We start from the raw sequence: 22,813 nt of genomic DNA, 5'->3' as shown, positions 1-22,813 counted from the left end.
CTCGGACGTATTCGATTACATCGAGATGTTCTACAACCCGATTCGCCGGCACAGTTTCGCCGGCGACCTGTCACCGGTAGAGTTTGAACGGCGCTATGCGCAAAGCGGCTCGTGAGTGTCTACAAAAATCTGGGCGGTCCACAGAATGAAAAAGGCCACCGCGTGGGGTGGCCTAAGTCGATGAGCGAGAATCGCTTTTTGGATATTGCTTCAAGACCGAGGGGAGTCTTTTCAATCCCCTGCTCTACCAACTGAGCTACCCGGCCAGGGTGCTGCGTGAGCCGATAATCAAAGCCGAAGCGGCCCCTCGCGTCAAGACCTATCTGCTAGCTCTCGCCGTCCCTTGTGGCCGATACGATACCCAACGGGCAAGGTGGCTCGCTGATTGGTACGCTGCGACCATGGGGTAGCACTTCATCGGGTGGCAGGAAGGTGATCAAGATAGATCAATGGATCGTGCCGGTTGAGGAGACCAGCTTGCCTGGGGTTCCATTCTGCTGGATTTGTCCTTGTGCCCTCGCTTCATTGGCATCGTGAGCATTCAGCCTGATCAGCTTTGCTGGTTAGTTCATATAGAAATCAAAGTCTGTGGTATAGACCCGTATGCTCAGGTTGTACTCCTTGTCATCCAGCACGAAAATCTTTTCTGTTGAGCCGACTCCGCATTTTTCCAGTTCGATCCGCAGGCTTTCCTTGTTCACGAGTAACTTATTTGCTTGCAGCCATGAGGCGACAGAAGAGTCTTTCAGCAGCTCGGCAAAATAAACGCCCTTTCGCCGCGACTGCTTCAATTTGAGGGCTGCTTGCAGGCATGCGTCGACAAGCGTGCTGCGCTGTACCGTATTGAATATTTCCGATGGTGCTGGTTCGGGTTCTATGATATCCGCAGAAAATACTTCGCGTAGGACCGGCGATACTACCTCTATGTAGTGTTTATCGAAGAGATTGAAGAAGTCACGTGTCGCTACGTCTGCTGACGCTGTCTCTTTTGCGTTGCCTGCCTGATGTGTCTGGAAGTAGCCTTGCTCATCGTTGAAGCGTATTAAGAACAGGGAGAACGTTCGCTCCTGTTTGGTGATGACATAAAACATCACTGGAAGTTGAATAAGCGTCGACTCGATCCCACCCTTTGTTACAACCTGTACATATCGATCGATGTGCGTTCGCTCGTTTAAAGGGATATCGAAAGCACGCCTTCCATCGTTCCACTCGCGGCGTGTGATGTCGTCAAATACATCGGTGTTGAATTCGCGGCCAAAGATCTGTTTTCGATAATCCCACAACAGGTCCTTGGAAAAGTTTTCGATCGAAACCGAGTCGCGAAATTTCGCCTCTACGAAGTGATGATCATAAGCTTCATGCCCAATCAGAAGGTCGGGGAGGTGGCCTATGTAGTTCTGGATCTTGCTGACGTTACTACCGCCCAACTCGCCGCGCAGATTGGCCGATCGATTGGCGAATTTGGTGGCAAAATGCTCGACTCCGGCGTTCTCGATCTGGAATCCCATGGCGGCGAAGTGATTTTTACAAATCGCTTCGACAATATCTCCCTTGATGCGTCTAACTCTGTAAGAGTCCGTCATTTATGCTCCCCGGTCTGTGCATAAAGATTTGAAGATTGGCCAGTCATGATGGAAAGAGAGGCGGTTGTGTTTGTTTAGGATAGCAGTGCTCGTAAATGTAAGCACATTTGAAATAATGGAATGGCCCGGGCTTTTCATGCGTGCTGAAAAGCCCGGATGAAAGTCATGGAGATGTAACTTCAATCCACGGATGGGAATTGGGGTAGCGTAAAATCCTTGAGTGGGTGAATCAGTGCGGCTGCAAGATGCAAATGCTTGAGCTCGATGAGTAGAGGGTGTCCGCTTTCCCGTAAGCCGGCAATCCGGGGAGTTGCCTCCAAATTAAGCATCTTGACCGTCCAGCAGCGACTCCTATAAATGCGTCAAATCTAGGCGTGCCTGGCTTTCCTGCTTGTTGAGAAGGGGCTTTCCTTGGGTTCTCTTCATCCCGATGAACTTGAGTGACTTCCGCTTTGCACGAACAAAGTTCTTGGCTAGGGATGCTCTGATCATCCCGCTTTTTTGACGGCAGTGATCGTGCCTGCTCTCGCTTTGCGATCACCGACGGATATTTGCTCCGTCATAAGGCGATTTCGCACCTCGTTTTGCCGCCTGATGCCGCTGCGATGCATGCAGCAGGCGCTTATCCTGCCTGTGCCAGCAGATGCTTGCCTGCCATCCACGCATTGCTCAGCGCAAACAGCGTCAGCATCTGTGCGCCATTCTTGGCCAAGCCGCGGTAACGGGCTTTCACATGACCAAACTGGCACTTGATCACCCGGAAGGGATGCTCGACCGCTGCGCGGATCGATGCCTTGGCGTGCTCGATCTCCGTGGTCAGCTTGCGTAGCTTTGCATCAGTGATCGCCTTGACCAGGCTGCGCTTGGCGGCGATGTACCAACGCCGACCGCGCTTAGGCTTGGTGTGTTTGGCGGCGCCGGTGTAGCCCGCATCGCCAAACACCGCTTTCTCCCGACCATGCAGCAGGTGTCCCACCTGCGTCACGTCAGCCACGTTGGCCGCCGTCGTCACCACGCTGTGGACCAAGCCGGTGGCCTCGTCCACGCCGATATGTGCCTTCAGGCCGAAGAACCACTGGTTTCCTTTCTTGGTCTGACGCATCTCCCGATCGCGCGCCTTGGCCCGGTTCTTCGTGGACGAGGCCGCGCCCAGGAGCGTCGCGTCCACGATCGTGCCCTGCGAGAGCTTCAGGCCGTGATCGTGCAGATACTGATTCACGGCCTGGAACAACTGCTCGGCCAGTCCGTGCTTCTCCAGCAGGTGACGGAACTTGCAGACCGTCGTCTCGTCCGGCACCGGCTCGCGGCCCAGGTCGATGCCCACGAATCGACGCATCGATGCTGAGTCATACAAAGCCTCTTCCACTGCCGGATCGCTCAACGCGTACCACTGCTGCAAGAAGTGAATGCGCAGCATCCGCTCTAACCCCACCGGGCGACGACCACCTTCGGCGCGTGCCTTCGGGTAGAACGGCTCAATGACCGCGCACAGCTCCGCCCAGGGCACCACCTTGTCCATCTCGGCCAAGAACACATCGCGCCGCGTCGGCTTGCGATGGGCTTCGAAACCAACGTCCGATTGCGTCGCCAAGGTCAGCTGCTCAGCCATCTTCTACACTCTGTCGGTGAGGGCTTCGCTTGGACCGCGGGGCAAAATCAGAGTTTCCCTAGTGGCGATTCGGGCATTGATTTGCTCTTTGTCTCGTGCGCTGGGAGTAGCCGTTTGCGGCATCCATCAATTCTTCCACGCTTCGGTGTAGGCATAACGCGTGGGTCGTAGCGACATGTATTGCGCGACGCGCGGGCGCTGCGCCCGGTTCGGGCTGCTGCCGTGCGGGAGCAGGTGGTGCCAGATGATCATATCGCCGCGATGCGCTGCGATCGGTTTCATCGTCAGGGTGCGCCGTGCATGATCGCTGATGGGCTGGTCGGCGGGAACGCTTTTCAGCCATTCCTTCAGCGTGCGATGAAAGCCCGGTACGCAGCTGAATGCCCCCTGGTCCTCGGCCACGTCGGCGAGATAGAGGATGCCTTGCAGCTCAAGATGATGCGGTTCGGCAAGCGTGGCGTCCCAGTGCAGATGTGGGCCCGGGAATGGCCAGTTCTGGCGCTCGGGTGGATTCAATCCGCCCTGGTCGATGGTGACCCACAGGTCTTCGCGGCCCCAGAGTTGGGCGTGGGCTTTATGGATGCGGGGCGACTGGCGATTGGCGACCAGCGCCGGGTGCCGCAGCAGTGGCACCCAGATGGAAGGACCGAGCGACGGGCTGTACCAGGATTCAGGATCCTCGCGCGCCATGCCGAGGAAGTCGTAGATGGCCAATTCGGCTCGCTCGGCAGCTTCCGGGCTGATCGCGTTGCGCAGGATGACGTAGCCATGTTCGTGCCAGTGCGCCAGGTCATCCGCGCTCAGACCTTCCACGTCGTCAAGTTTGCCTACCTCGGCGCCGACGGTTTCGCCCGCCAGTGCGCGTCGCAGGCGGTCGAGCGACGCTTCCGGCAATGCGCCGTCGTTGCATTCGAGAATCCAGGCCTCGAATTGCGCAAAGCTCGGCCGCTGGTGGTGCAGGTAGCGAACGGTTTCCAGTACGTTGAGGCGCAGGCCGGCCAGCAGCGTCTTTTCGATATCCTGGGGCAGTGGGGTCGTGGAACTTGGTGCGAGCTGGTGTGCCCAATACGCATGCAAGATTTCGATACCCAGACTCGTTGTTGCCTCGACCATCGTGTTCCCCGCGATTTCAGCTGTATGGCGACCCTGGCCCCTGGAGGGGCGCCGATAGAATCATGAGCTGTTTCGCGGCGACAGGGGAGGGGGTACCCATGGAGCCCTCTCCCCATTTCTCATGTTTCGGGAGCGACAAAGCCTTCCGGTTGCTGCACGTCACCGCCGAACAGGAATTTTTCCATCTCGGTGCCCAGGAACTGGCGCGCCTTGGGGTCCAGCGGATTGAGGCGGTATTCGTTGATCAGCATGGTCTGGTGGGCCAGCCATTGCTGCCATGCGGGCTTGGAGATCTCAGCATAGATGCGCAGGCCCAGCGGTCCCGGCCAGGGTGCGAAGTCGAGCCCCTCGGCTTCGATGCCAAGCTTGGTGCAATGGATGGTACGGCTCATGCGGTTTTCCTTTCGGGGAGCGCAAGCAACAGGCTGCGCACAGGGGCTGGCAGGCCGAGGGCGGGCCATTCGCTCTCGGTGTACCAACGCAGGTGGGGGGATTCCCTGGTGGCTCTGGCGGTGCGCGCATCGTCGAACAGCCAGGGCTCGACATGCAGTCGATAGTGGCTGAACACGTGCACGAACGAAGCCAGTGCCTGGGCGTCATCGATGCGTGCCAGGCCTTGCGCGACGCGCCAGGCGTCGTCGTGGTCGGTTGCTTCCGGCAGGCTCCACAGGCCGGACCACACGCCTTGCGGGCCGCGGCGCTCCAGCAGCACGCGGCCCTTGGCGTCACGCAGGATCAGCATCACCGTAGCGCGCGTGGGTAAGGTCTTGCCCGCTTTCGGGGTGGGCAGTTGCGCGGTGAGGCCCTCGCGCCTTGCCACGCAGTGTTCGCTGACCGGGCAGGCCAGGCACAGGGGGCGCGAACGGATGCACACGGTCGCCCCCAGGTCCATGATGGCCTGGGTGTAGTCGGCGACGCGCTCTGCCGGCGTATGTAGGTCGGCGTGCTGCCAGAGCTTTTTTTGTACGGCGTTCTCGTCCGGGTGGCCATGGACACCATGAAAGCGAGTGAGCACGCGCTTGACGTTGCCGTCGAGGATGGGAAAGCGCAGACCATAGGCTTGGGCCAGGACGGCGCCGGCGGTCGAGCGGCCGATGCCTGGAAGGGCCGCCAGCGCGTCGAAGTCGGCGGGCATCTGGCCGTCGTGTCGTTCCACGCACAGCTGCGCGGCACGATGCAGGAAGCGGGCGCGCCGGTAATAGCCCAGGCCCGACCATAGCGCCAGGACCTGGTCTTCGTCGGCGGCGGCGAGATCGGGCAAGGTCGGCAGCGCTGCGACGAAGCGATTGAAGTATGGAATGACCGTGGTCACCTGCGTCTGTTGCAGCATCACCTCCGAGAGCCACACCCGATACGCGGCACGCCGGCCTTGTGCATCGGTCTGCTGCCAGGGCAGGTCCTTGCGGCCATGGCGGTCAAACCAGGCGAGCAGCGCGTGCGCGAAACGGTTCATCGCCGGGCCGGTGACAGGGTGGAGGAAGTGCCGGCGGGTAGGCCCGTTTCCAGGTGCAGGCCATCGATGCTGACGCCGCCCACATCGATGTTGCCGATATCCACCTGGCCACTGCCGGGCGGCATGGTAAGTGCGATCTGCGTAGGGTCGTCCAGGCGTGACCACCATTGCGCCAATGCGACCGGCGGCAGCTTCAGATGGGCGTGGCTGTCGGGGCCGTCGAGCTGGATGGCAAGCAACAGCGGGTCGGTCTGATTGGCCGGCGTGAGGTTCATGCTCATGGCGTAGCTGCCGGCATGACTGTGCTCAAGCTTGCCCTCCAGGCGAACCGACGCGTCGGCTGCGCCATGCCAGCGCGCGTCCCCGTCCAATTGCAGCGTCAGCGTGTCGGGCTGTGAGAGTTGAAGGTTGATGTGATCCAGTTGCAAGGCCTGTCCAACGCTACGCGGCGTGGCATGCAGGTGCATCTGCAGGGTGTTGCCATCGGCCAGGCGTGCAGTGGCATCGAGTGGAAACGGTTGGCCTGGCGCGAGCTTGCCGGCTTCGAGCGTTACGTCGTTGAGCAGCAGTTTCTGGCCACTCAGGATGCTGCCGCGGGTAATCAGCACGCCAGTATCGATGCGCGGGATCTGCAACGATTTGCTGTCGGGTTGAGTGGGCAGGTTGGCTAGCCAGTCCTGTAGGGCATCGAGGTCCACGCGTGGTGAATCGATCTCCATCTGCGAAATATCGGTGTTGCCGCCCAGAAGGGTGCGCCATGGCAGCGCCAGACGTCCCCTGGCAGCAATCAGGATCGGCACGGTGGCGTTTTGCGCACTTAGCGTGAGGCCTTGCAGTTCCAGCGCCGGTCGCGGGAACAGCGATGGGCTGGCCGGACTGGAGAGATTCAATTCCAGCCCGGCTTTTCGTGCCTGCGTCTGCAGCATCGCGGTGAAACGTTCCGGTTGCAGCAACAGGTGCACGGTGACGATCGCCACCAGCGAAACCACCAGCATGGTGCTGGCGAGGATGATCAGCGTCAGGCGCAGCGCACGCGACATCGCTTGTCAGTGACCGCCCAGCGAGGCCGGCAGCAGGCCATCGACGTACGCCTGGGCATCGAACACGCGCAGATCCGTGGCCGATTCGCCCAGGCCCACGTAGCGGATGGGCAGTCCGAACTCCCGCGCAAGCGCGAACACCACGCCCCCCTTGGCTGTGCCATCGAGCTTGGTCACCACCAGGCCCGTGACGCCGACGATCTGGCGGAACTGGCGGACCTGGTTGACCGCGTTCTGGCCGGTGGTGCCGTCGATGACCATCAGCACTTCGTGTGGTGCCTCAGGGTCGAGCTTCTTGAGTACGCGGGCGATCTTGCCCAGTTCGTCCATCAGGCCGCCCTGGGTATGCAGGCGGCCGGCCGTGTCGGCGATCAGGACGTCGGCCGAACGCGAACGCGCCGCTTGCAGCGCATCGAAGATCACGCTGGCCGAGTCGGCATCCTGGCCTTGCGAGATCACCGGCACTGCGTTGCGCTCGCCCCAGGTCTTGAGCTGCTCGACCGCGGCGGCGCGGAACGTGTCGCCCGCGGCGAGTAGCACGTTGCGCTTCTCGTCGCGGTAGCGACGTGCCAGTTTTCCGATGGTGGTGGTCTTGCCCACCCCATTGATGCCGACAGTAAGGATCAGGAACGGCTTGCGCCCGCTCACGTCCAGCGGTTGCTGTACCGGCAGCAATTGTTCGACCAGCGCCTTGCGCAGTGCAGCGAGCAAGGCGCTGGCGTCGGCGAATTCACGCTTGTGCATGCGCTTGCGCAGCGACTCGACCAGTTGGGTGCTGGCCTCCACACCCACGTCGCCGGTGATCAGCGCGGTTTCCAGTTCGTCGAGCAGGTCGTCATCCAGCTTGGGATTGCGGCTGAACAGCGACGTGAGGCCGCGTGCGAAGCCGCTACCGGCCAATCGTTCGCGCCAGCTGCGTTTGGTCGGCTCGGTCACCTCTGTGGAGGACTCTGCCGGGGGCGGCAGGAGATCGCCGGCAACCGAAGCCTCCGCTAGCGGAGCGGGCTCGACCAGCGATTCCGACTGCGGTTCTTCCAGCGCGGGGGGCGGCGCGTGCCCGATAGCGTCGATCGGCGCATCCTCCGGCGTGGCGGGGGCTTCCTGGGACGGCGCCGCGACCGGGTCTGCTGACTTCTTCTTCCAGAACTTGAGCATCGGGGTGGGGATTCAAAGACAATAGGACGGATGTTATCACCGACACTCATACCCACCGCTGAGCGCCCGGCCATCCTCGGGAGGTGCGCATGACTTCGGCTCCCGGCAAGATTCGCGTGATTGGCGGGCGCTGGCGCAATTCGCGTATCGAGGTGCCTGAATTTCCGGGGCTGCGTCCCACCACCGAGCGTGTTCGCGAAACCTTGTTCAATTGGTTGATGCCCGTGATCGAGGGGGCTCGTTGCCTGGATCTGTGCGCTGGCACCGGGGCCCTGGGCATCGAAGCGCTTTCGCGGGGCGCCGCCAGTACCCAGTTCGTTGAACCACACGCTCGGGTCGCCCAGGCCCTGCGTGACAACCTGACTCGGTTGAAGCTACCCGGTGGCGATGTCAGTACCGCCGACGCGTCGGCCTTCCTGCACACTGCGCCACGTTCGTTCGATGTGGCGTTCCTCGATCCGCCGTTCGCATTGAATCTGTGGAGTGTCCTGGCCGACTTGCTGGAGCAGGGCCACTGGCTGGCGCCGGCGGCCTGGATTTACGTCGAGTACCCGACCGGTCAGCTTCCTTCCCTTCCGTCTACCTGGCGACTGCATCGGGAGGGAAGGGCAGGAGAGGTGGGTTATGGGTTGTTCCGGCGCCAGGCCAGCAGGGCGTAGCACCTGTTGCAAGGGCCGCCGCGTGCGCGGGCTGCCGGGGGCGGTTGGTGGATTTGCCGCTTGTTCACAACCCCTCACCCCTGGCGCCTAAACCAGCTAAGCTAGCGCTCCTTTTTCACAGAACGACGATTCTTCGTGGACAAGCCAGCGGTCAACCAGCGTCTTGCCGTCTATCCGGGGACGTTCGATCCGATCACCAATGGCCACGCCGATCTGGTGGCGCGTGCCGCGCCGCTGTTCGAGCGGGTCGTGGTGGCCGTGGCCGAAAGCCCGAACAAGGGCAAGGGGCCCGGATTCAGCCTGAACGAGCGCATCGCGCTGGCGCGTCTGGCGCTGGCGGACCTGCGTAACGTCGAAGTACGTGGTTTCGATTGCCTGCTGGCCGATTTTGTCGCCGATATCGGTGCGGGCGTGATCATTCGTGGCCTGCGCGCGGTATCGGATTTCGAATACGAGTTCCAGTTGGCGAGCATGAATCGTCATTTAATTCCGCAGACCGAGACACTGTTCCTCACGCCGGCCGAGCAGTACAGCTTCATCTCGTCCTCGCTGGTGCGCGAAATCGGCCGTCTGGGCGGCGACATCTCCGGTTTCGTGCATCCGGCGGTGCAACAAGCCATGCGCCAGCGCTGGCACAAGAGCCTGTCCGATCAGGCTTAAAGTCCAACCCACATAGAAACTCTCAAGGTGATCATCATGCGTAAGTTCGTTCTCGCTGCCATCCTCGCCCTTACCGGCGCCGTGGTCCTGACCGGTTGCAACAAACAGGGCGACGACCAGCAGGCCGCCGCGCAGCCGCAGGCGCAGAAGGTCACCAAGCCGACCGATCCGAACGATAGCGCCGCGTGGAACGCCTATCTCGGCCAGATCGTCACGCAGAACATGCAGGGCATGACGGCCGATCGTCCCTATGCCTACCTGGTCAACGCCGGTGACAGCGACGAAGACAAGGCCAAGCGTGATCGTCAATTGCAGGCCATCCAGGACGTGATCGCCCGTGGCGTGCTGCCGGGCAACATGGTGGTGTTCGCCGGTCCGGATTCGACCAAGACCGCCGACCTGGTCGTCGAAGCCTTCAAGACCGCCAAGCCGGGCTCGTTCAAGGACGTGATCGTGCTGTTCATTGGTGACAAGGCCGACCAGCAGCGCGTGACCGACGTGTTGCAGCCGACTGCGGCGCAGATTCGCTTCGTGCAGATGTAAAGAGACCGAGGGGCTCCTGGCTCTTCACAATGGGGGCGGCTTCAGCCGCGACGGGCCCTCCGAGGGGCTCTCGCGTCTGGGACCGCTCCCATTTTCTTTTTCGCCACCTGAGCATGATGTCAGTTCTCGCATCCAGCCCTGCGGCCAAGGCCGGGAGTCAGGCCATTGCGCCTCTCATGCCTTGGCCGTCGTCGTCGGGCCACAGGGCGGTTCCAGGTTGGTTGTCAGCGCTTCCTCTTGTCTGGGCCGCGCGTCGCGCCCACATCGACCATTCCGGAACGAGCACCGTCCCGCGTCATGTAAACTGAACACCATGTCCCTGAAAATCCTCGATACCTGCGTCAACTGTGACGTCTGCGAACCAGCGTGCCCCAACAAGGCCATCTCGCTCGGCGAGGAGTACTACGTCATCGATCCCGCGCTGTGCACCGAATGCATCGGCCATCACGATGAGCCGCAATGCGTGGTCGTGTGCCCGGTCGAATGCATCGAGAAAGATCCACAGCATGCCGAGACGCAGGAGCAGCTCGAACTGAAATACCAGCATCTGATGAGCAAGGAGAATCAAGCATGAGGTTGATCCATTGGCGCGCGCTCGCATTGGGCCTCGTGCTGAGCAGCAGCGCGGCGTTTGCCACCGATGCCGCTCCGCAAGCCACGCCCGCCACGTCGCATGACATGCGCGATAAGCCGGGTCATGCCGCGATCGCCAGCGCCAATTTCCATGCCACGGAAGCCGGGATGGAAGTGCTGTCCAAGGGAGGCAATGCCTTTGATGCCGCCGTGGCAGTTGCCGCGGCACTGTCGGTCACCGAACCGGAAAGCTCCGGCATCGGCGGTGGCTTCATGGGTGTGCTGCATCGGGCATCCGATGGCCGTGACATTTTCATCGATGCGCGCGAAACCGCGCCGGCGGCGGTGGACAGCAAGGATTACCTCAACCCCGATGGCTCGCCCAATCGCGACCATTCGTTGAATGGTCCCCTCTCGGCTGGCATTCCCGGTGAGCCGGCCGGTCTTGTCTGGTTGGCCGAGCACTACGGCAAGGTGTCGTTGAAGGTATCGTTGGCACCGGCGATCAAGCTGGCACGCGATGGTTTCAAGCTTGATCCGCGCTTGGCCGAGTCGATCGCCTCGCGCCAGAAAGACCTGCGTCGCTGGCCCGCTTCGACGGCAAAGTTCCTGCCCAATGGCAAGGCGCCGGCCGAGGGCGAGCTGTGGCGCGACCCGAATCAGGCGCGCACGCTGGAGAACATCGCCGAGCATGGATTGGCCGGTTTCTACACAGGTGACAACGCCAAGGCGATGGTTGATGCGGTGAAGGCCGCAGGAGGCCGCTGGACCCTCAAGGACCTGGCCGATTACCGGGTCAAGGAGCGCGATCCGATCGTCGTCAACTACCGAGGCTTTCGCATCGTCACCGCGCCGCCGCCGTCTTCCGGTGGCGTGGCGATTGCCGAGATCCTCAACATCCTCTCCGGCTACGACCTGACCCAGCTCGACGAAGCCCATCGCACGCATCTAGTGATCGAGGCAATGCGTCGCGCGTTCCGTGATCACAACGATTACCTGGGCGATCCGGATTTCGTGAAGATCCCGATGGACATGCTGCTGTCGCCCTACTATGCCGCAGGCTTGCGCCAGACCATCCTGCCGGACAAGGCAACGCCCTCGTCGATGCTGCCGTCCTCCGGTGGCAACGAGCCGGGCATGCACACCACGCATTTCTCCATCATCGACGCCGAAGGCAACATGGTGTCGATTACCTCGACGGTGAACTACGTGCTCGGTTCCACCTTCGTGGCTGGCGATACCGGCGTGCTGCTCAACGACGAGATGGATGACTTTGCGCTGGTGCCCAACAAGCCCAACGTCTACGGCCTGTTGGGCAGCAAAGCCAATGCACCCGAGCCGGGCAAGCGCATGCTGTCGTCGATGTCGCCGAGTATCGTCATCGGCCCGGATCGCGTGGGAGTGATCGGTTCGCCGGGCGGTTCAACCATTATTACCCAGGTGCTGGAGGGCATCCTTGCCTTCATCGACGGTAAGAGCGCCACGCAGATCGCCGCTCAGAAGCGTTATCACCACCAGTTCCTGCCCGATCGCGTGGATGTCGAAGACGGCGTTTTCGACAAGTCGACTGCCGATGCGCTCACCGCCATGGGCTACCAGCTCAAGCCGCGCGAGCCCTGGGGCTTCATGAACGTAGTGACCTGGGACCTGAAAACGCACAAGCTCGATGCCGCCAGTGACCCGCGCCGTCCGTCCGGACTGGGCAAGGTGCACTGAGGTCGTCCAGGGCAGCATGCGAGAGGCCAGGGACGCGCAGCGAGGGCACGATAATGCGACAGGCGTTACTGATATGCAGCAAAAGTGCACTATGACGTGGATGCTCGAAGCCATCATGCGTGTGGGTGCCCTCGCTATTCAACCCTCGCTCTTCGACGTCCTCGACGCTCGCCCTGAAACTTTCCGCCATAGCGACTGAGATCGCCCCCGCCATAGAGAGCGTTGTTGCCATGCAAATGTGGTCCCTCATCGGTAACTCCCAGCGCCTGGATGGCGGGGCAATGTTCGGCAACGCTCCCAAGGCACTGTGGTCGCGCTGGATCGCCACGGATGAGCAAAACCGCATCCCGCTGGCGTGCCGTTGCCTGCTGGTGAAGGATCTCGATGGCAGGAACGTGCTGTTCGAGACCGGCATCGGCGCATTCTTCGAGCCTGCGCTGCGCGAGCGTTATGGCGTGGTGGAAGCGCATCATGTCTTGCTCGATTCACTGGCCGAGGCCGGGCTTTCGCATGAAGACGTCGACGTCGTGGTGCTTTCGCACCTGCATTTCGACCATGCAGGCGGGTTGCTGGCCGCATGGGAGGAAGGGCAGGCGCCACGTCTGCTATTTCCCAAGGCTCGCTTCGTGGTAGGTGCCGAGCACTGGTTGCGCGCACAACATCCACATCCGCGCGATCGTGCCTCGTTCATTCCCCAGTTGGGTGCCCTGCTCGAGCAGAGCGGGCGACTGGAGCGAGTCGAGGGCGAATACTCCCAGGTCCTGGGCAAATCGGTGCGACTGAGCTACTCGCAAGGCCATACGCCTGGCCTGATGTTGGCCGAGGTCGGTGGTGTGGTGTTCTGCGCCGACCTTATTCCCGGTCGTTTCTGGGTGCACCTGCCCATCACCATGGGCTACGACCGCTGGCCGGAAATGCTCATCGACGAAAAGCAGGCTTTCCTGGACGACAAGCTGGCGCGGAACGTGCGATTGTTCTTTACCCATGACCATGATTGCGCCATGGCCCGGGTGACGCGCGATGAGCGGGGGCGTTATGGTACGACCGACGAACAACGCGAACTGAAAGGGTTGGTCATCGCATGAGTCCTGGCCGATTGGGCGAACTCAATTCCTCGCTGTGGATCCAGCGCGGCATCGCCGCGGTGCTGCTGCTTGCCGGCCTGGGGCTGGTCGCCATGACCGAAAAGCACATGGTGGCGCAGTCGGCAGCCGTCGGGCGGCATGGCGGAAAAATCCTGGACCTGGGTGGCGATGGGCGCGTCGAGGCCGGGCAATACGGTCACATGGTGCGCGTGGCCGGCAAGCCGCAGGTGATCGAGGCGCCATATGACCCGGATTTCAACCAGCACGCCAACGTGCCTGTGCTGGTGCGCCATGTCGAGATGTTCCAGTGGCGTGAGGTGCGCATCGGTGACCAGGTGCACTACGAGGTGGACTGGGTCGATCACCCGGTCGATGCCAGCAAGTTCGCCCAGCCGGGCGGCCATGCCAACCCAGGTGCGTTTCCGATCGAAGGCAAACAGTTCGACGCGGGCCTGGTGCGCATGAATGGCCTGGCGTTATCCGCGACCTTGCTGCATGCCTTGCCTGGCAGCCAGCCGCTGGAGCCGGACACGAAGAGCATGCCAGCCAACATGGCGGCCACATTCACGCTTCACGAAGGTCACCTGGTCACCAGCGCCAAGCCGGACCATCCGCGTCTGGGCGACATCCGCGTGAGTTGGGAGGTCGTACCCAGTCAGGTGGTGACGATTTTCGCGCGCGTCGATGGCGACCGCCTGGTGCCCGCCCAAGGGGCTGCCGACGGCAAGGGCTATGAGGTGCAGATCGACGACCGTAGCCTGGACGAAGTACTCCCCGATGTCCCTGAGGCCCCGGCATTCGTCTGGCCGCGCCGCATCGCCGCGTTGTTGCTGGGCATCGTGGGGGCCTTCTTCGCCTTGCAGGGCCGCCGGCGAGAACCCCTGCTGGCCCTGGGCATCGGCGTAGCCGCCGTTGCCGCGGTCGCCTGCGTGTGCTGGCTGGGCGAAGACCTGGCCGCCACCGCCGACTGGCTCGTCGCCTCCCTGGCCGGTGTGGCGCTAGCGGCGTGGCGGGTGATGAAGCCGGCTATTTAGTCGCGTGAGGTCGCCCGCTTTGCGGGCTGTGCGGTCGGCCACTGCGTAGCCTGTGAAGTCGGCGCGCTACGCGGCCTGTAGAGTCGCTCAGCGTCGTTCGCTGTAAAGCGTTGAGGAGTAAGAGCGCAGCCTGCGGAACTCCGCTCTTGCTCCTTCTGTTTACACTTTAAAGGCTGCTTAGCAGCCGACCTTGCTAACTCGGTCTTTGCTCGGCGAACGAATACACATGATCGGCCCAGCGGGTGGCTTCCAGGTAGATGCCCGCCATGCGGCGGATCTGCTGGGGCTGGGCGCCGCTATTGCGCAGGTCACCGGCTTCCCACTGGATGACCTGTTCGAGCAACGGCGCGAACGGGCCGCGGCGATCAATCAGGACAGCGCGAATTTCCGGCGCAAGCGGGACATGCTCGAGCAGGAAATCCATCGGCGCGCACATCAGCGTTTCCAACAGCGAGAACAAGCCGGCGGTGAAAGCCATCTCGCGTTCCGAGCGACTCATGCCCTGGGCCAGTTGCTCGCACATGTGTGCGCGGATCAGCGCGGCACGCAGCAGTTCCGGCGGACGATCGTTCATGCCGCTCAGCGCCATGGTGCTGATCCAGTTGCGCATGCGGGTCAGGCCGAAAAAGATCGCGGCCTGCTCGACCGACTTCAACTGCTTGGGCAGCGCGAAGTAGGCCGAGTTGACGCATCCGAGCAACTTGTAGCTGAGGATGGCGTCGTTGCGGATGACTTGGCCAAGCTCGACAGGGCCGGCCGATTCCTCTTCTAGTGCACGCAACAGGCGCAGCACGCTCAGACGATTGGCGGTCAGTACCGGCACGTCCACTTTTTCGGGAGTCAGCAGGTAACCGCCCTGGATGGCCGCGAACGGCAATTGCAGGCAAAGCTCATGGGTGGCATGTGTTTCCACGTGGCCGGCGATAACCTGCAAGCCGCGTGCATGCAATTGCTCGCAGTGCGCGCGCAACGTGCCCGCATCCAGCCGTGAGGCATCGATGCGCACGAATCGAACGAAGCTCAACAGAATGTTGGCGCCGCGATCGCCTCCTACTTGGGGTATGGGCTGGTCAGCCAGGTCCAGCAGGAGGGCGCAGCCGCGCTGCGACAGCATTTGCAGGCGAGCCATCATGGCTTCGTCGTCGGTCCAGGCCGAATCGATCACCAGGCCGATGCGCGGGTAGCGCAGAACCAATTCGGATTGCTCCATCACCAGATCGCGCGACAAGCGGATGAATACGCGATTGTCGCGGGCAAGACGGGTCACCGAGCCGTCGACAATGGTCGACAGCACGCGGCGCATCAGGTTGGCTTCGTCGTCGCCATCGCCCTGGATGATCAGTTCATAGGCCACCAGCTGGTTTTCGCGATCCAGCATGGGAACGCGGACGACCGGTAGCGGGACTTCGTTGAAGGTGGCGGCTAGATAGGCTTCAGGCACGTTGCTGGCAACAGTAGTGTCACTCATGAAAATTCATCGATGCTTGTCCGGACCGCGACGCAGCGGGCTCGCGATTCGTGCCAATCATTCCCACCGTCGCACGGGCGCATGCCGCGACGGCCCCCGATAACAACCCAGCCAGGCTCAGGCTTGCGCCAGCGACACCGAGCGGAAACCGCCGCGGACCCTACCTGTTGGGTTGTAGACGTCGACTTCATCCTTGCCGCCCGTGAGAACGGCCAGGGCGCGCCTGACGTGTTGAAGCCTTTGTTCGACAATGTCGCCATTACGCTGGTTGGCCTGTTGACAGGCCGCCAGCGACTTGAGGATGCCCGACCAGGTTTGCTGATGGATGTCACTGGGCGAATCCATGTTGTGCGACAACTGCACGCGTTCGGCATCCAGTTGTTCAAGCGCATGCATCAGGCGCTGCTTCTGCTCCCCGGCACGATTGAGTGCCTCGGCATCGGCTTGGTCCAGGGCGGCGCGCTCGTCGCTCAGCACCTGCTCCAGATCGGCGACAGCGCCTTGCATCTCAGCCAATACGGCTGACAGCGCATCGTGCATTTCGGCCAGCAGCCGGGCACCCATGGCTTACTGGCCAGAAATCTGGTTGTTGAGCGAGATCAGGCGATCGGCGATACGAGCCGGATCTGGCTTGTAACTGCCGTTGGCCAGCGCGGTGCGAATCTGATCGACTTTCTGTTGGTTGACCTCGCTGCTCTTGTCTGCTTGCGCGGCCTGGGTCAGGGCGCGGGCTGAGTCGGTCAGCTTGACGCTGTCGGTCGCGGGTGCCGAAGCGGCCGGCTTGGCGTTCGCGGACGAAGCGTCCTGCGCGCTGGCACCGTTCTGGCTGCTTTGGGCCTGCGGGAGCACCGGCAGTCCGTTGGAGGTGATCGTGGTGTTCATGGCGGTTCTCTTATGCCTGACACGAAGGGATTCGGGTCTTGCCAGTCAAAGCTATCGGCGGACTTGAGAGGAACTTTAGCCCCCTTGAGCCGCCGGTCGGACAGATTAATGCAAAGTGCGTCACGGAAGCGCCTCAACCAGCCCTGCGTCGCGCACGATAGCGTCTACGGGCTTCCCGGAGCTGTCGTTGCGCACCCGCAGGCGGGCGCCGGTGTCGCCGCTGCCAAGGGCAGTGCCGGTGGCGCGTACTTCGATGCCACTGATGCGCGCAATCATCTGCACGTGGTCACCCGCGCGAACGGTCTGGCGGCCGCCCAGGGCGGCCGGGGTGAGTACGGTATTGGCCATCACGGGGCGAGACATCGACCGATCGAGCAGCTGGTCGAGTGAGTCGATGTAACCGTAGCCCAGGCGGGTGATGTCGCGCTCTTCGCTTCGTACGTCGGCTGCCGTCACTCCGTCGCCGCGTTGCAGAGGGTGGATGGTCACCAGCACATTGCGGAACAACTGCAATTTCACCGGCACGCGGATGTGCCAGCCGCCCGCGATGGGGCAGCTGATTTCCACAGCCATGCGAGCGGACGGGCGCGCTTCATTGGCGACGCTGCCCTTGGGTGAGGAGGGGCAATCGGGCAATTGCAGGCGAGAATCGAGTTTGTCGGCCTGGACGACTGCCCGGTTGCCAGTTGCTACGAAATGTTCTCGCAGGGTTTTCTCGGCGATCTGGCGCAGGCCTTCCGACGACTGCGTGGCTCTTGCCGCTGGCGCTACGCACAGCCATGCGCCCCCGCACAGCGCGAACGCCATGGCCAGGTTGCCAGACATGGCTATCGTACGTGGCTTCATACAATCGCGTCCCCCAGCAGATGGCTCAGGTGCTGGTGAATGGTTTCGCGTTCGGCCTCGACGCGGCTGGGATAATCGGCCGCGTGTTTGAGGTCGCCCTGGCCAAGCAGGGCCACGAAGGTGTCGGTGTGTTCACGCAGCCGGCGCCCGGCGGCTACCAGTTCGTTGGCGGCAGGGTGCGTGGCGTGCTTGTCGCTGAGGCGATTCATGACGTGGTCGAGCACGCTGGTGTCGAACCAGCGGCGATCGAGCGCGGCCGGTTCGTGCAGCGCCAGCTCCATCGCTTGACGCAACCCCTGGATGGATTCGCGCAGGCTCAGGCTGAGGCCGGCCAGCGAGTGTTCGGCATCCTGGTCGAGCCAGCCCAGGCACATGCGGTGCGACAGCACGCAGGCGCGGTCGAGCGCCTCGGCTTGGCGGCGCGCCTCGACCGTACGCTTCTGCAAAGCGCCAAGCGCGGCCTGCGCGGTCGTGACGCGGGCAGCCTGGGCATCGGTACTCTGCTGCAGGCTCTGCAAGCGTGCGATAGCGCCTTGCAGCACCTCGGCGCCTTCACGCAGCGTGGTACCGGTATGATTGATGCGATCCTGCGCGCTCTCCAGGCGTTGCATGCCTTGCTGCACGTCAATGTCCAGTTGCTGGGAGAACTCGCCGATCGAGCCGGTCATGGATTCGATCTCACCGGTCGCCTGTCCGGTCTTTTCGGCCAACTGCTTGACCTCATCGGCGACCACGGCAAAGCCCTTGCCGGCTTCGCCTGCGCGCGCAGCTTCGATCGCCGCATTGAGCGCCACCAGGTTGGTCTGGTGCGCGATGTCCTTCACGCTGGTGGTCAGCTTTCGGATCTGGGCCACCTGTTCGGCCAGGCGAGCCTGGTTCCGGTTCATGGCCGATAGCGCGCTACGTAGCAGACGCAACTGGCCATCGACCTCAGTGACTGTGGCCGCGCTATGGCGCGTGGTTTCGCGCGCCTGGTCGATGCCATGCGCTGTCTGCTGCAGGCCCGACGAAATCCCGGCGCCGCTGTCCGTCAAACGTCCGACGCTGGCGCGGCTCTCGGCCGTGGCGCTTTCCAGCGCCTCATGCTCGCGCAGCAAAGCCTGGGCGGCATTCAACATCAGGCTCTGCTGTTCCACCGCTTGCAGCGCGACGGCCGCCGGCTCGACCGGCGCAGTCAGCGCCAGCAGCGGGGCCAGGGCCTGTGCCATCGCTGGGTTTTCGCGCGACAGCCGCTCGACCAGCTCCTTGTCGCCATGGGCGGCGGCCTTGGCCAGGTCGGCAAGTTGTTTGCTGCGGATGAAGCTCATGGAGAGGCACGTTCCCGATAAGAAGTCTCGACTCCCCGGATCGGCAGGGGAGGGCTGAGCTTGAGGAAGCAAGGCGCATGCCACTTGGCCGCCGAGGGTTGGCCTGTGAGGCTGGCTGCTGCGCAGCCTGTAAAAAGTTAAAGAGTCAGGACCAGGGGCGGTGGGTTGAGGAGGATGGGAAGGCGTGGTCTTTGGCTCTCCCTGTTACCTTTTGCTGTTTACAGGCCGCGCAGCGGCCGGCTTTACCTCCCTAGAGAGCTAAAGTCTTGGAGGGCGGCGCCGATAACACGTGCAGGAGTCGCGTCGGAATTTCGACTCCTGATGCTCGCCTGAGTCGGGCTCACCCCTCGCAAATCCAGCTGCCAAGCCATTTTCCAGAGCGTGGCACACATATTGCCTCAAGCCTCACGCGTAGACCGCCGTGGGGAGCTTGGTATGGCACAGATCAACGACAACTTGTTCGGACTGCATACCCAGGCCCTGGGGCTGTGGCAGAAGCGTGCCGAAGTGTTGGCGGGCAACATGGCCAATGCCGATACGCCTGATTACCTCGCGCGGGACATCGATTTTCGACAGGTCCTGAGCCAGGCCGGCAGCGGGAAGCTGGCCATGAGCACGCCGACACAAGGACAGATCGACCCGACCGCCGGCGCCGCCGACCAGCTTTCGTACCGCGTGCCCACCCAGCCGTCGATGGATGGCAACACGGTCGATACCCAGGTCGAACAGGCCGCTTTTGCCGGCAATACCGTGCACTACCAGGCTAGCCTCAGTTTCATCACGGCGCAGATTCACATGCTGCGCACAGCCATTACCGAGGGCCAGAGCTGATGTCCTCCCTGTTCAAGATTTTCGATACCGCCGGTACCGGCATGGCCGCGCAGTCGACGCGGCTCAATACGGTGGCCAGCAACCTGGCCAATGCCGACACCGTCAGCAGTACGCCCGAGGCCGCTTACCGTGCCAAGGAGCCCTTGTTCGCGACCTTGCACAGCAAGGCGTTGCAATCGGCGGGCGCGACATCGCAAAGCGACGGTACCGACGGCGTGCAGACGATCGGCGTGAGCGAAAGCCAGGCTGATATTTCCTCACGCTACGAACCGGGCAATCCCATGGCCGATGCCAACGGCTATGTCTATGGCAGCAACGTCAACCCGATCGACGAACTGGTGAACATGATTTCCGCATCGCGCTCGTACCAGAACAACGTCGAAGTCATGAATACCGCCAAGCAACTGATGCTCAAGACGCTGGATATCGGCAAGTAACCCGGACAGGCAAATGACTACCGTCAATACCAATACCTCCACACAGACTACGGGCGGCACTGGCAGCTCGAGTTCATCGTCCAGCACGGCCACTTCGGCGTCGGTAAGCCAGGCCGATTTCCTGAAGTTGCTGACCGCGCAGCTTCAGGCGCAGGACCCGACCAATCCGATGGACAACTCGCAGTTTGTGGCGCAGCTGGCGCAATTCAGCCAATTGCAGGCCACGCAGGATCTCAACACCAACCTGCAAGCGTTGAGCACCAGCGTCAACAACTCGATGCAGACCTCGCAAGTGATCAACTCGTCGTCGCTGCTCAATCGCGAAGTGCTGGTGCCGGCCACCAGTATGACGTTGGACAGCAGCGATTCGGCCGGTGGCGCGCTGAATTTCTCCGCCGCCGGCACGGCCACAGTGACTATCAGCGATGCCGCAGGCAATGCGATCCGCCACATCACGGTGACCAATGCCAGCGCGGGCTTGTCCCAGTTCACCTGGGATGGCAAGGACGACAGCGGCAACGTGGTGTCCAACGGTTCCTATTCGCTATCGGCAAAGGTCACCAACGCCGATGGCAGCAGCGGTACGGCCGACACGTATGTGGCTGGCAAGGTCTCGGGTGTCGGCTTCGGAGGGAGCAGCGTTGGCACCTATCTCCAAGTGGCTGGTGTAGGCGGTGTTCCGCTGAGCCAGGTCGCGCAAATTCTCTGACGCGACGCGTCCGAGCGCTTCACCTTTCCGAGGAACTAATGCATGGCTCTGAACCAAGCACTCAGCGGTATCAACGCCGCCCAGTCAAGCCTCAACGTCATCGCTAACAACATCTCCAACTCCGAGACGGTGGGCTTCAAAGGCTCGCGCGCGGAGTTTGCAGACGTGTACGCGGTGACCGGCCTGAATCTCAATGCCACCGCGGTCGGTGGTGGCGCGCGTCTGTCCGATGTGGCACAACAATTTACCCAGGGCGATACCCAGACTACTGGCAACAGCCTGGACATGGCGATCAACGGCAATGGTTTTTTCGTGCTCAACACGGGTGCTGGCATCGCATATACCCGCGCGGGCGACTTCAAGAAGCTCGATGACGGCACCGTGGTCAGCAACGATGGCTACAAATTGCAAGTGTACCCGCCGACCGGCAATGGCTCGTTCGACATGAGCACGTTGACCAACTTGAAGCTGGTGACCTCGCAGAGCACTGCCAGCGCTACCACCAAGGCCAGCATCGTGGCCAATCTGCCGGCCAGCGCCGCTGACCCGACGGTCACGCCGTTCAGCCCGACCGATGCCAACAGCTACACCAATGCCACCACGTTCTCGGTATTCGATTCACAGGGAGGCACGCACCAGGCGACGGTGTACTACGTCAAGACCGGCACCAATACCTGGGATACGCACCTGTACGTGGACGGCCAGTCGGCCGATACCACGCCGCCGCAGCAGCTGACCTTTGATTCGTCCGGGCAATTGGCCACGCCGACCACGGGCACGCTCGCGTACAACTCGATCAACCTCGGCAACGGTTCCAACCCGATGACGCTGACGTTGAACTTCGCCAATACTACGCAGTTCGGTACCGACTACACGCCGGGCACGATCACCAAGGATGGCTCCGAGGCCGGCACACTGACCAATATCGACATCGACAGCAAAGGTGTCGTCACCGCGCACTACTCCAACACCACCAGCTCGGTGCTGGGTCAGGTCGCCATCGCCAATTTCTCGAACGAGCAGGGGCTACGTCAGCTGGGTAACACCAACTGGGCGGCCAGCAGCGATTCGGGTACGGCGGTGATGGGCACCGCCAACACCGGGCAGTTCGGCAGTATCGAAGCCGGTCAGCTGGAGTCGTCCAATACATCCGATACCACCGCGCAGCTGGTCAACATGATCCAGGCGCAGCGTTCCTACCAGGCCAATGCGCAGGTGCTGTCGACCGACAACACGCTGTCGTCGGCGCTGTTCAACGCCGTTTCGCGCTAACCACTAGCATCGAGGGGCTGCCATGGACCGTTCCGTATATGTCGCGATGACCGGGGCCACGCAGATCATGCGTGCCCAGGATGCCGTTGCCCACAATCTGGCCAACGCATCCACGGTCGGTTTCAAGTCGCAGCTCGATGCATTCCAGAGCGTGCCCGTGCTCGGCCAGGGGCTGGGTACGCGCATCAATGCCGTGGCCCAGGGTATCGGGGCCGATACCGCGCAAGGGCCCATCAGCACGACGGGACGTTCGCTCGACGTCTCGTTGCAGGGTAGCGGCTGGATTGCCGTGCAGACCCCCGATGGCGGTGAGGGTTATACCCGGGCCGGCGACTTGCAGATGACGGCCGATGGTGGCCTGACCGACTCGCGAGGTAATCCCGTGCTGGGTAACTCCGGTCCAATCAACCTGCCTGACACGGCCAAGGTCGTTATCGGGAGTGATGGCACGATCTCCACCGTGCCGCTCGGGCAAGGACCTGAGACCATCGCTACGGTCGACAGGATCAAGCTGGTCAATCCCGATGCTGCCCAGATGCAGATGGGCAGTGATGGCCTGATGCACATGAGCGATGGTAGCCAGGCGGCGAACGACGATACGGTGCGTCTGACTTCCGGCACTCTGGAAGGCAGCAACGTCAATCCTTCGACGGAGCTGGTGAAGATGATCTCGCTGTCACGGCAGTACGAGATGCAGGTCAAGTCGATTCGCACCTCCGAGGACGATGCCGACTCGGCCAAGCAGTTGTTGCAGGCAAGCTGATAAACCCCTTTTTTGTGGTGTTTTTGCATCTTTCGAGCACTTTTTTCTCGACTCGCTACAAAGCCTTTGCCATGA

Annotated in this window: 25 protein-coding genes; 13 read left to right on the top strand and 12 right to left on the bottom strand. The window is 62.1% G+C overall.

The window, feature by feature from the left end:
- The coding region (locus VF436_RS18575) for an IS3 family transposase (protein ID WP_330905534.1) at positions 1-115 on the top strand (115 nt) is incomplete at its 5' end.
- A gap of 448 nt (positions 116-563) precedes the next feature.
- Here VF436_RS18575 and VF436_RS18570 read toward each other — a convergent pair.
- From VF436_RS18570 to ftsY, 7 genes are all read right to left on the bottom strand, one after another.
- On the bottom strand, positions 564-1,583 hold the full coding sequence (locus VF436_RS18570; protein ID WP_330905532.1) for a hypothetical protein: 1,020 nt from the start codon (positions 1,581-1,583) through the stop codon (positions 564-566).
- 622 nt (positions 1,584-2,205) lie between these two features.
- Positions 2,206-3,192 carry an IS5 family transposase gene (locus tag VF436_RS18565; protein ID WP_330905531.1) on the bottom strand — a complete coding sequence of 329 codons (987 nt, stop codon included), beginning with the start codon at positions 3,190-3,192 and terminating at the stop codon, positions 2,206-2,208.
- A gap of 126 nt (positions 3,193-3,318) precedes the next feature.
- On the bottom strand, positions 3,319-4,305 hold the full coding sequence (locus tag VF436_RS18560; RefSeq protein ID WP_330905530.1) for a phytanoyl-CoA dioxygenase family protein: 987 nt from the start codon (positions 4,303-4,305) through the stop codon (positions 3,319-3,321).
- A 119-nt stretch (positions 4,306-4,424) separates the two neighbouring features.
- Entirely contained in the window at positions 4,425-4,697 is a 273-nt protein-coding gene (locus tag VF436_RS18555; RefSeq protein WP_330905529.1) for an oxidative damage protection protein, read from the bottom strand.
- Positions 4,694-5,758 carry an A/G-specific adenine glycosylase gene (mutY, locus tag VF436_RS18550; protein ID WP_330905528.1) on the bottom strand — a complete coding sequence of 355 codons (1,065 nt, stop codon included), beginning with the start codon at positions 5,756-5,758 and terminating at the stop codon, positions 4,694-4,696. The genes VF436_RS18555 and mutY overlap by 4 nt, the downstream gene beginning before the upstream one ends.
- A complete protein-coding gene (locus VF436_RS18545) occupies positions 5,755-6,798 on the bottom strand; it encodes an AsmA family protein (protein WP_330905527.1) in 1,044 nt (347 codons plus the stop codon). The genes mutY and VF436_RS18545 overlap by 4 nt, the downstream gene beginning before the upstream one ends.
- A 6-nt stretch (positions 6,799-6,804) precedes the next feature.
- Positions 6,805-7,953 (bottom strand): signal recognition particle-docking protein FtsY, encoded by a 1,149-nt coding sequence (gene ftsY / locus VF436_RS18540; protein WP_330905526.1) that lies wholly within the window; start codon positions 7,951-7,953, stop codon positions 6,805-6,807.
- A gap of 89 nt (positions 7,954-8,042) precedes the next feature.
- Between ftsY and rsmD the strand changes: the two genes are divergently transcribed.
- The 7 genes from rsmD to VF436_RS18505 all read left to right on the top strand — a co-directional run bounded on the left by rsmD (position 8,043) and on the right by VF436_RS18505 (position 14,223).
- Positions 8,043-8,612 (top strand): 16S rRNA (guanine(966)-N(2))-methyltransferase RsmD, encoded by a 570-nt coding sequence (rsmD, locus tag VF436_RS18535; RefSeq protein ID WP_330905525.1) that lies wholly within the window; start codon positions 8,043-8,045, stop codon positions 8,610-8,612.
- 135 nt (positions 8,613-8,747) lie between these two features.
- Positions 8,748-9,272, top strand: a complete 525-nt coding sequence (coaD, locus tag VF436_RS18530) for a pantetheine-phosphate adenylyltransferase (RefSeq protein WP_330905524.1) — start codon at positions 8,748-8,750, stop codon at positions 9,270-9,272.
- A gap of 36 nt (positions 9,273-9,308) precedes the next feature.
- Positions 9,309-9,815, top strand: a complete 507-nt coding sequence (locus tag VF436_RS18525) for a hypothetical protein (RefSeq protein ID WP_330905523.1) — start codon at positions 9,309-9,311, stop codon at positions 9,813-9,815.
- Between the two features lie 313 nt (positions 9,816-10,128).
- On the top strand, positions 10,129-10,389 hold the full coding sequence (locus VF436_RS18520; protein WP_330905522.1) for a YfhL family 4Fe-4S dicluster ferredoxin: 261 nt from the start codon (positions 10,129-10,131) through the stop codon (positions 10,387-10,389).
- Positions 10,386-12,104, top strand: coding sequence for a gamma-glutamyltransferase (ggt, locus tag VF436_RS18515; protein WP_330905521.1), 1,719 nt, complete (start codon positions 10,386-10,388; stop codon positions 12,102-12,104). Before VF436_RS18520 ends, ggt begins: the two co-directional genes overlap by 4 nt.
- 230 nt (positions 12,105-12,334) lie before the next feature.
- Complete coding sequence (locus tag VF436_RS18510) at positions 12,335-13,189, top strand: MBL fold metallo-hydrolase (RefSeq protein ID WP_330905520.1); 855 nt, start codon at positions 12,335-12,337, stop codon at positions 13,187-13,189.
- The gene (locus VF436_RS18505) at positions 13,186-14,223 is read left to right on the top strand and encodes a TMEM43 family protein (RefSeq protein ID WP_330905519.1); all 1,038 of its coding nucleotides are present in this window, start codon (positions 13,186-13,188) and stop codon (positions 14,221-14,223) included. The genes VF436_RS18510 and VF436_RS18505 overlap by 4 nt, the downstream gene beginning before the upstream one ends.
- Positions 14,224-14,416: 193 nt before the next feature.
- Here VF436_RS18505 and VF436_RS18500 read toward each other — a convergent pair whose 3' ends face one another.
- The 5 genes from VF436_RS18500 to VF436_RS18480 form a co-directional block, all read right to left on the bottom strand.
- Positions 14,417-15,691, bottom strand: coding sequence for an EAL and HDOD domain-containing protein (locus VF436_RS18500; protein ID WP_330905518.1), 1,275 nt, complete (start codon positions 15,689-15,691; stop codon positions 14,417-14,419).
- A 117-nt stretch (positions 15,692-15,808) separates the two neighbouring features.
- On the bottom strand, positions 15,809-16,255 hold the full coding sequence (locus tag VF436_RS18495) for a flagellar protein FlgN (protein WP_330905517.1): 447 nt from the start codon (positions 16,253-16,255) through the stop codon (positions 15,809-15,811).
- A 3-nt stretch (positions 16,256-16,258) separates the two neighbouring features.
- Positions 16,259-16,573, bottom strand: coding sequence for a flagellar biosynthesis anti-sigma factor FlgM (gene flgM, locus VF436_RS18490; RefSeq protein ID WP_330905516.1), 315 nt, complete (start codon positions 16,571-16,573; stop codon positions 16,259-16,261).
- Positions 16,574-16,693: 120 nt separating this feature from the next.
- A complete protein-coding gene (gene flgA / locus VF436_RS18485; RefSeq protein ID WP_330905515.1) occupies positions 16,694-17,419 on the bottom strand; it encodes a flagellar basal body P-ring formation chaperone FlgA in 726 nt (241 codons plus the stop codon).
- Positions 17,416-18,726, bottom strand: coding sequence for a methyl-accepting chemotaxis protein (locus VF436_RS18480; RefSeq protein WP_330905514.1), 1,311 nt, complete (start codon positions 18,724-18,726; stop codon positions 17,416-17,418). Before VF436_RS18480 ends, flgA begins: the two co-directional genes overlap by 4 nt.
- Before the next feature lie 435 nt (positions 18,727-19,161).
- On the opposite strand from VF436_RS18480, the gene flgB reads away from it, so the two are divergent.
- The 5 genes from flgB to flgF are packed head-to-tail and all read left to right on the top strand — an operon-like array spanning position 19,162 to position 22,738.
- The gene (flgB, locus tag VF436_RS18475; protein ID WP_330905513.1) at positions 19,162-19,557 is read left to right on the top strand and encodes a flagellar basal body rod protein FlgB; all 396 of its coding nucleotides are present in this window, start codon (positions 19,162-19,164) and stop codon (positions 19,555-19,557) included.
- On the top strand, positions 19,557-19,994 hold the full coding sequence (flgC, locus tag VF436_RS18470; protein ID WP_330905512.1) for a flagellar basal body rod protein FlgC: 438 nt from the start codon (positions 19,557-19,559) through the stop codon (positions 19,992-19,994). Before flgB ends, flgC begins: the two co-directional genes overlap by 1 nt.
- Positions 19,995-20,007: 13 nt before the next feature.
- Entirely contained in the window at positions 20,008-20,703 is a 696-nt protein-coding gene (locus tag VF436_RS18465; RefSeq protein ID WP_330905511.1) for a flagellar hook assembly protein FlgD, read from the top strand.
- A gap of 42 nt (positions 20,704-20,745) precedes the next feature.
- Positions 20,746-21,975: a flagellar hook protein FlgE gene (gene flgE / locus VF436_RS18460; protein ID WP_330905510.1), complete on the top strand. Its 1,230-nt coding sequence runs from the start codon at positions 20,746-20,748 to the stop codon at positions 21,973-21,975.
- Between the two features lie 22 nt (positions 21,976-21,997).
- Complete coding sequence (gene flgF, locus VF436_RS18455) at positions 21,998-22,738, top strand: flagellar basal-body rod protein FlgF (protein ID WP_330905509.1); 741 nt, start codon at positions 21,998-22,000, stop codon at positions 22,736-22,738.
- Positions 22,739-22,813 lie beyond the last annotated feature (75 nt).

The sequence above is a fragment of the Dyella sp. genome, assembly GCF_036384435.1.
Taxonomy (GTDB): domain Bacteria; phylum Pseudomonadota; class Gammaproteobacteria; order Xanthomonadales; family Rhodanobacteraceae; genus GSA-30.
This window is presented reverse-complemented; position numbering and strand designations above follow the sequence as displayed.

Coding starts and splice junctions, on each gene's coding strand:
- VF436_RS18570 (WP_330905532.1), bottom strand. CDS start 1,583: ATGACGGACTCTTACAGAGTTAGACGCATCAAGGGAGATATTGTCGAA.
- VF436_RS18565 (WP_330905531.1), bottom strand. CDS start 3,192: ATGGCTGAGCAGCTGACCTTGGCGACGCAATCGGACGTTGGTTTCGAA.
- VF436_RS18560 (WP_330905530.1), bottom strand. CDS start 4,305: ATGGTCGAGGCAACAACGAGTCTGGGTATCGAAATCTTGCATGCGTAT.
- VF436_RS18555 (WP_330905529.1), bottom strand. CDS start 4,697: ATGAGCCGTACCATCCATTGCACCAAGCTTGGCATCGAAGCCGAGGGG.
- mutY (WP_330905528.1), bottom strand. CDS start 5,758: ATGAACCGTTTCGCGCACGCGCTGCTCGCCTGGTTTGACCGCCATGGC.
- VF436_RS18545 (WP_330905527.1), bottom strand. CDS start 6,798: ATGTCGCGTGCGCTGCGCCTGACGCTGATCATCCTCGCCAGCACCATG.
- ftsY (WP_330905526.1), bottom strand. CDS start 7,953: ATGCTCAAGTTCTGGAAGAAGAAGTCAGCAGACCCGGTCGCGGCGCCG.
- rsmD (WP_330905525.1), top strand. CDS start 8,043: ATGACTTCGGCTCCCGGCAAGATTCGCGTGATTGGCGGGCGCTGGCGC.
- VF436_RS18525 (WP_330905523.1), top strand. CDS start 9,309: ATGCGTAAGTTCGTTCTCGCTGCCATCCTCGCCCTTACCGGCGCCGTG.
- VF436_RS18520 (WP_330905522.1), top strand. CDS start 10,129: ATGTCCCTGAAAATCCTCGATACCTGCGTCAACTGTGACGTCTGCGAA.
- ggt (WP_330905521.1), top strand. CDS start 10,386: ATGAGGTTGATCCATTGGCGCGCGCTCGCATTGGGCCTCGTGCTGAGC.
- VF436_RS18510 (WP_330905520.1), top strand. CDS start 12,335: ATGCAAATGTGGTCCCTCATCGGTAACTCCCAGCGCCTGGATGGCGGG.
- VF436_RS18505 (WP_330905519.1), top strand. CDS start 13,186: ATGAGTCCTGGCCGATTGGGCGAACTCAATTCCTCGCTGTGGATCCAG.
- VF436_RS18500 (WP_330905518.1), bottom strand. CDS start 15,691: ATGAGTGACACTACTGTTGCCAGCAACGTGCCTGAAGCCTATCTAGCC.
- VF436_RS18495 (WP_330905517.1), bottom strand. CDS start 16,255: ATGGGTGCCCGGCTGCTGGCCGAAATGCACGATGCGCTGTCAGCCGTA.
- flgM (WP_330905516.1), bottom strand. CDS start 16,573: ATGAACACCACGATCACCTCCAACGGACTGCCGGTGCTCCCGCAGGCC.
- flgA (WP_330905515.1), bottom strand. CDS start 17,419: ATGAAGCCACGTACGATAGCCATGTCTGGCAACCTGGCCATGGCGTTC.
- VF436_RS18480 (WP_330905514.1), bottom strand. CDS start 18,726: ATGAGCTTCATCCGCAGCAAACAACTTGCCGACCTGGCCAAGGCCGCC.
- flgB (WP_330905513.1), top strand. CDS start 19,162: ATGGCACAGATCAACGACAACTTGTTCGGACTGCATACCCAGGCCCTG.
- flgC (WP_330905512.1), top strand. CDS start 19,557: ATGTCCTCCCTGTTCAAGATTTTCGATACCGCCGGTACCGGCATGGCC.
- VF436_RS18465 (WP_330905511.1), top strand. CDS start 20,008: ATGACTACCGTCAATACCAATACCTCCACACAGACTACGGGCGGCACT.
- flgE (WP_330905510.1), top strand. CDS start 20,746: ATGGCTCTGAACCAAGCACTCAGCGGTATCAACGCCGCCCAGTCAAGC.
- flgF (WP_330905509.1), top strand. CDS start 21,998: ATGGACCGTTCCGTATATGTCGCGATGACCGGGGCCACGCAGATCATG.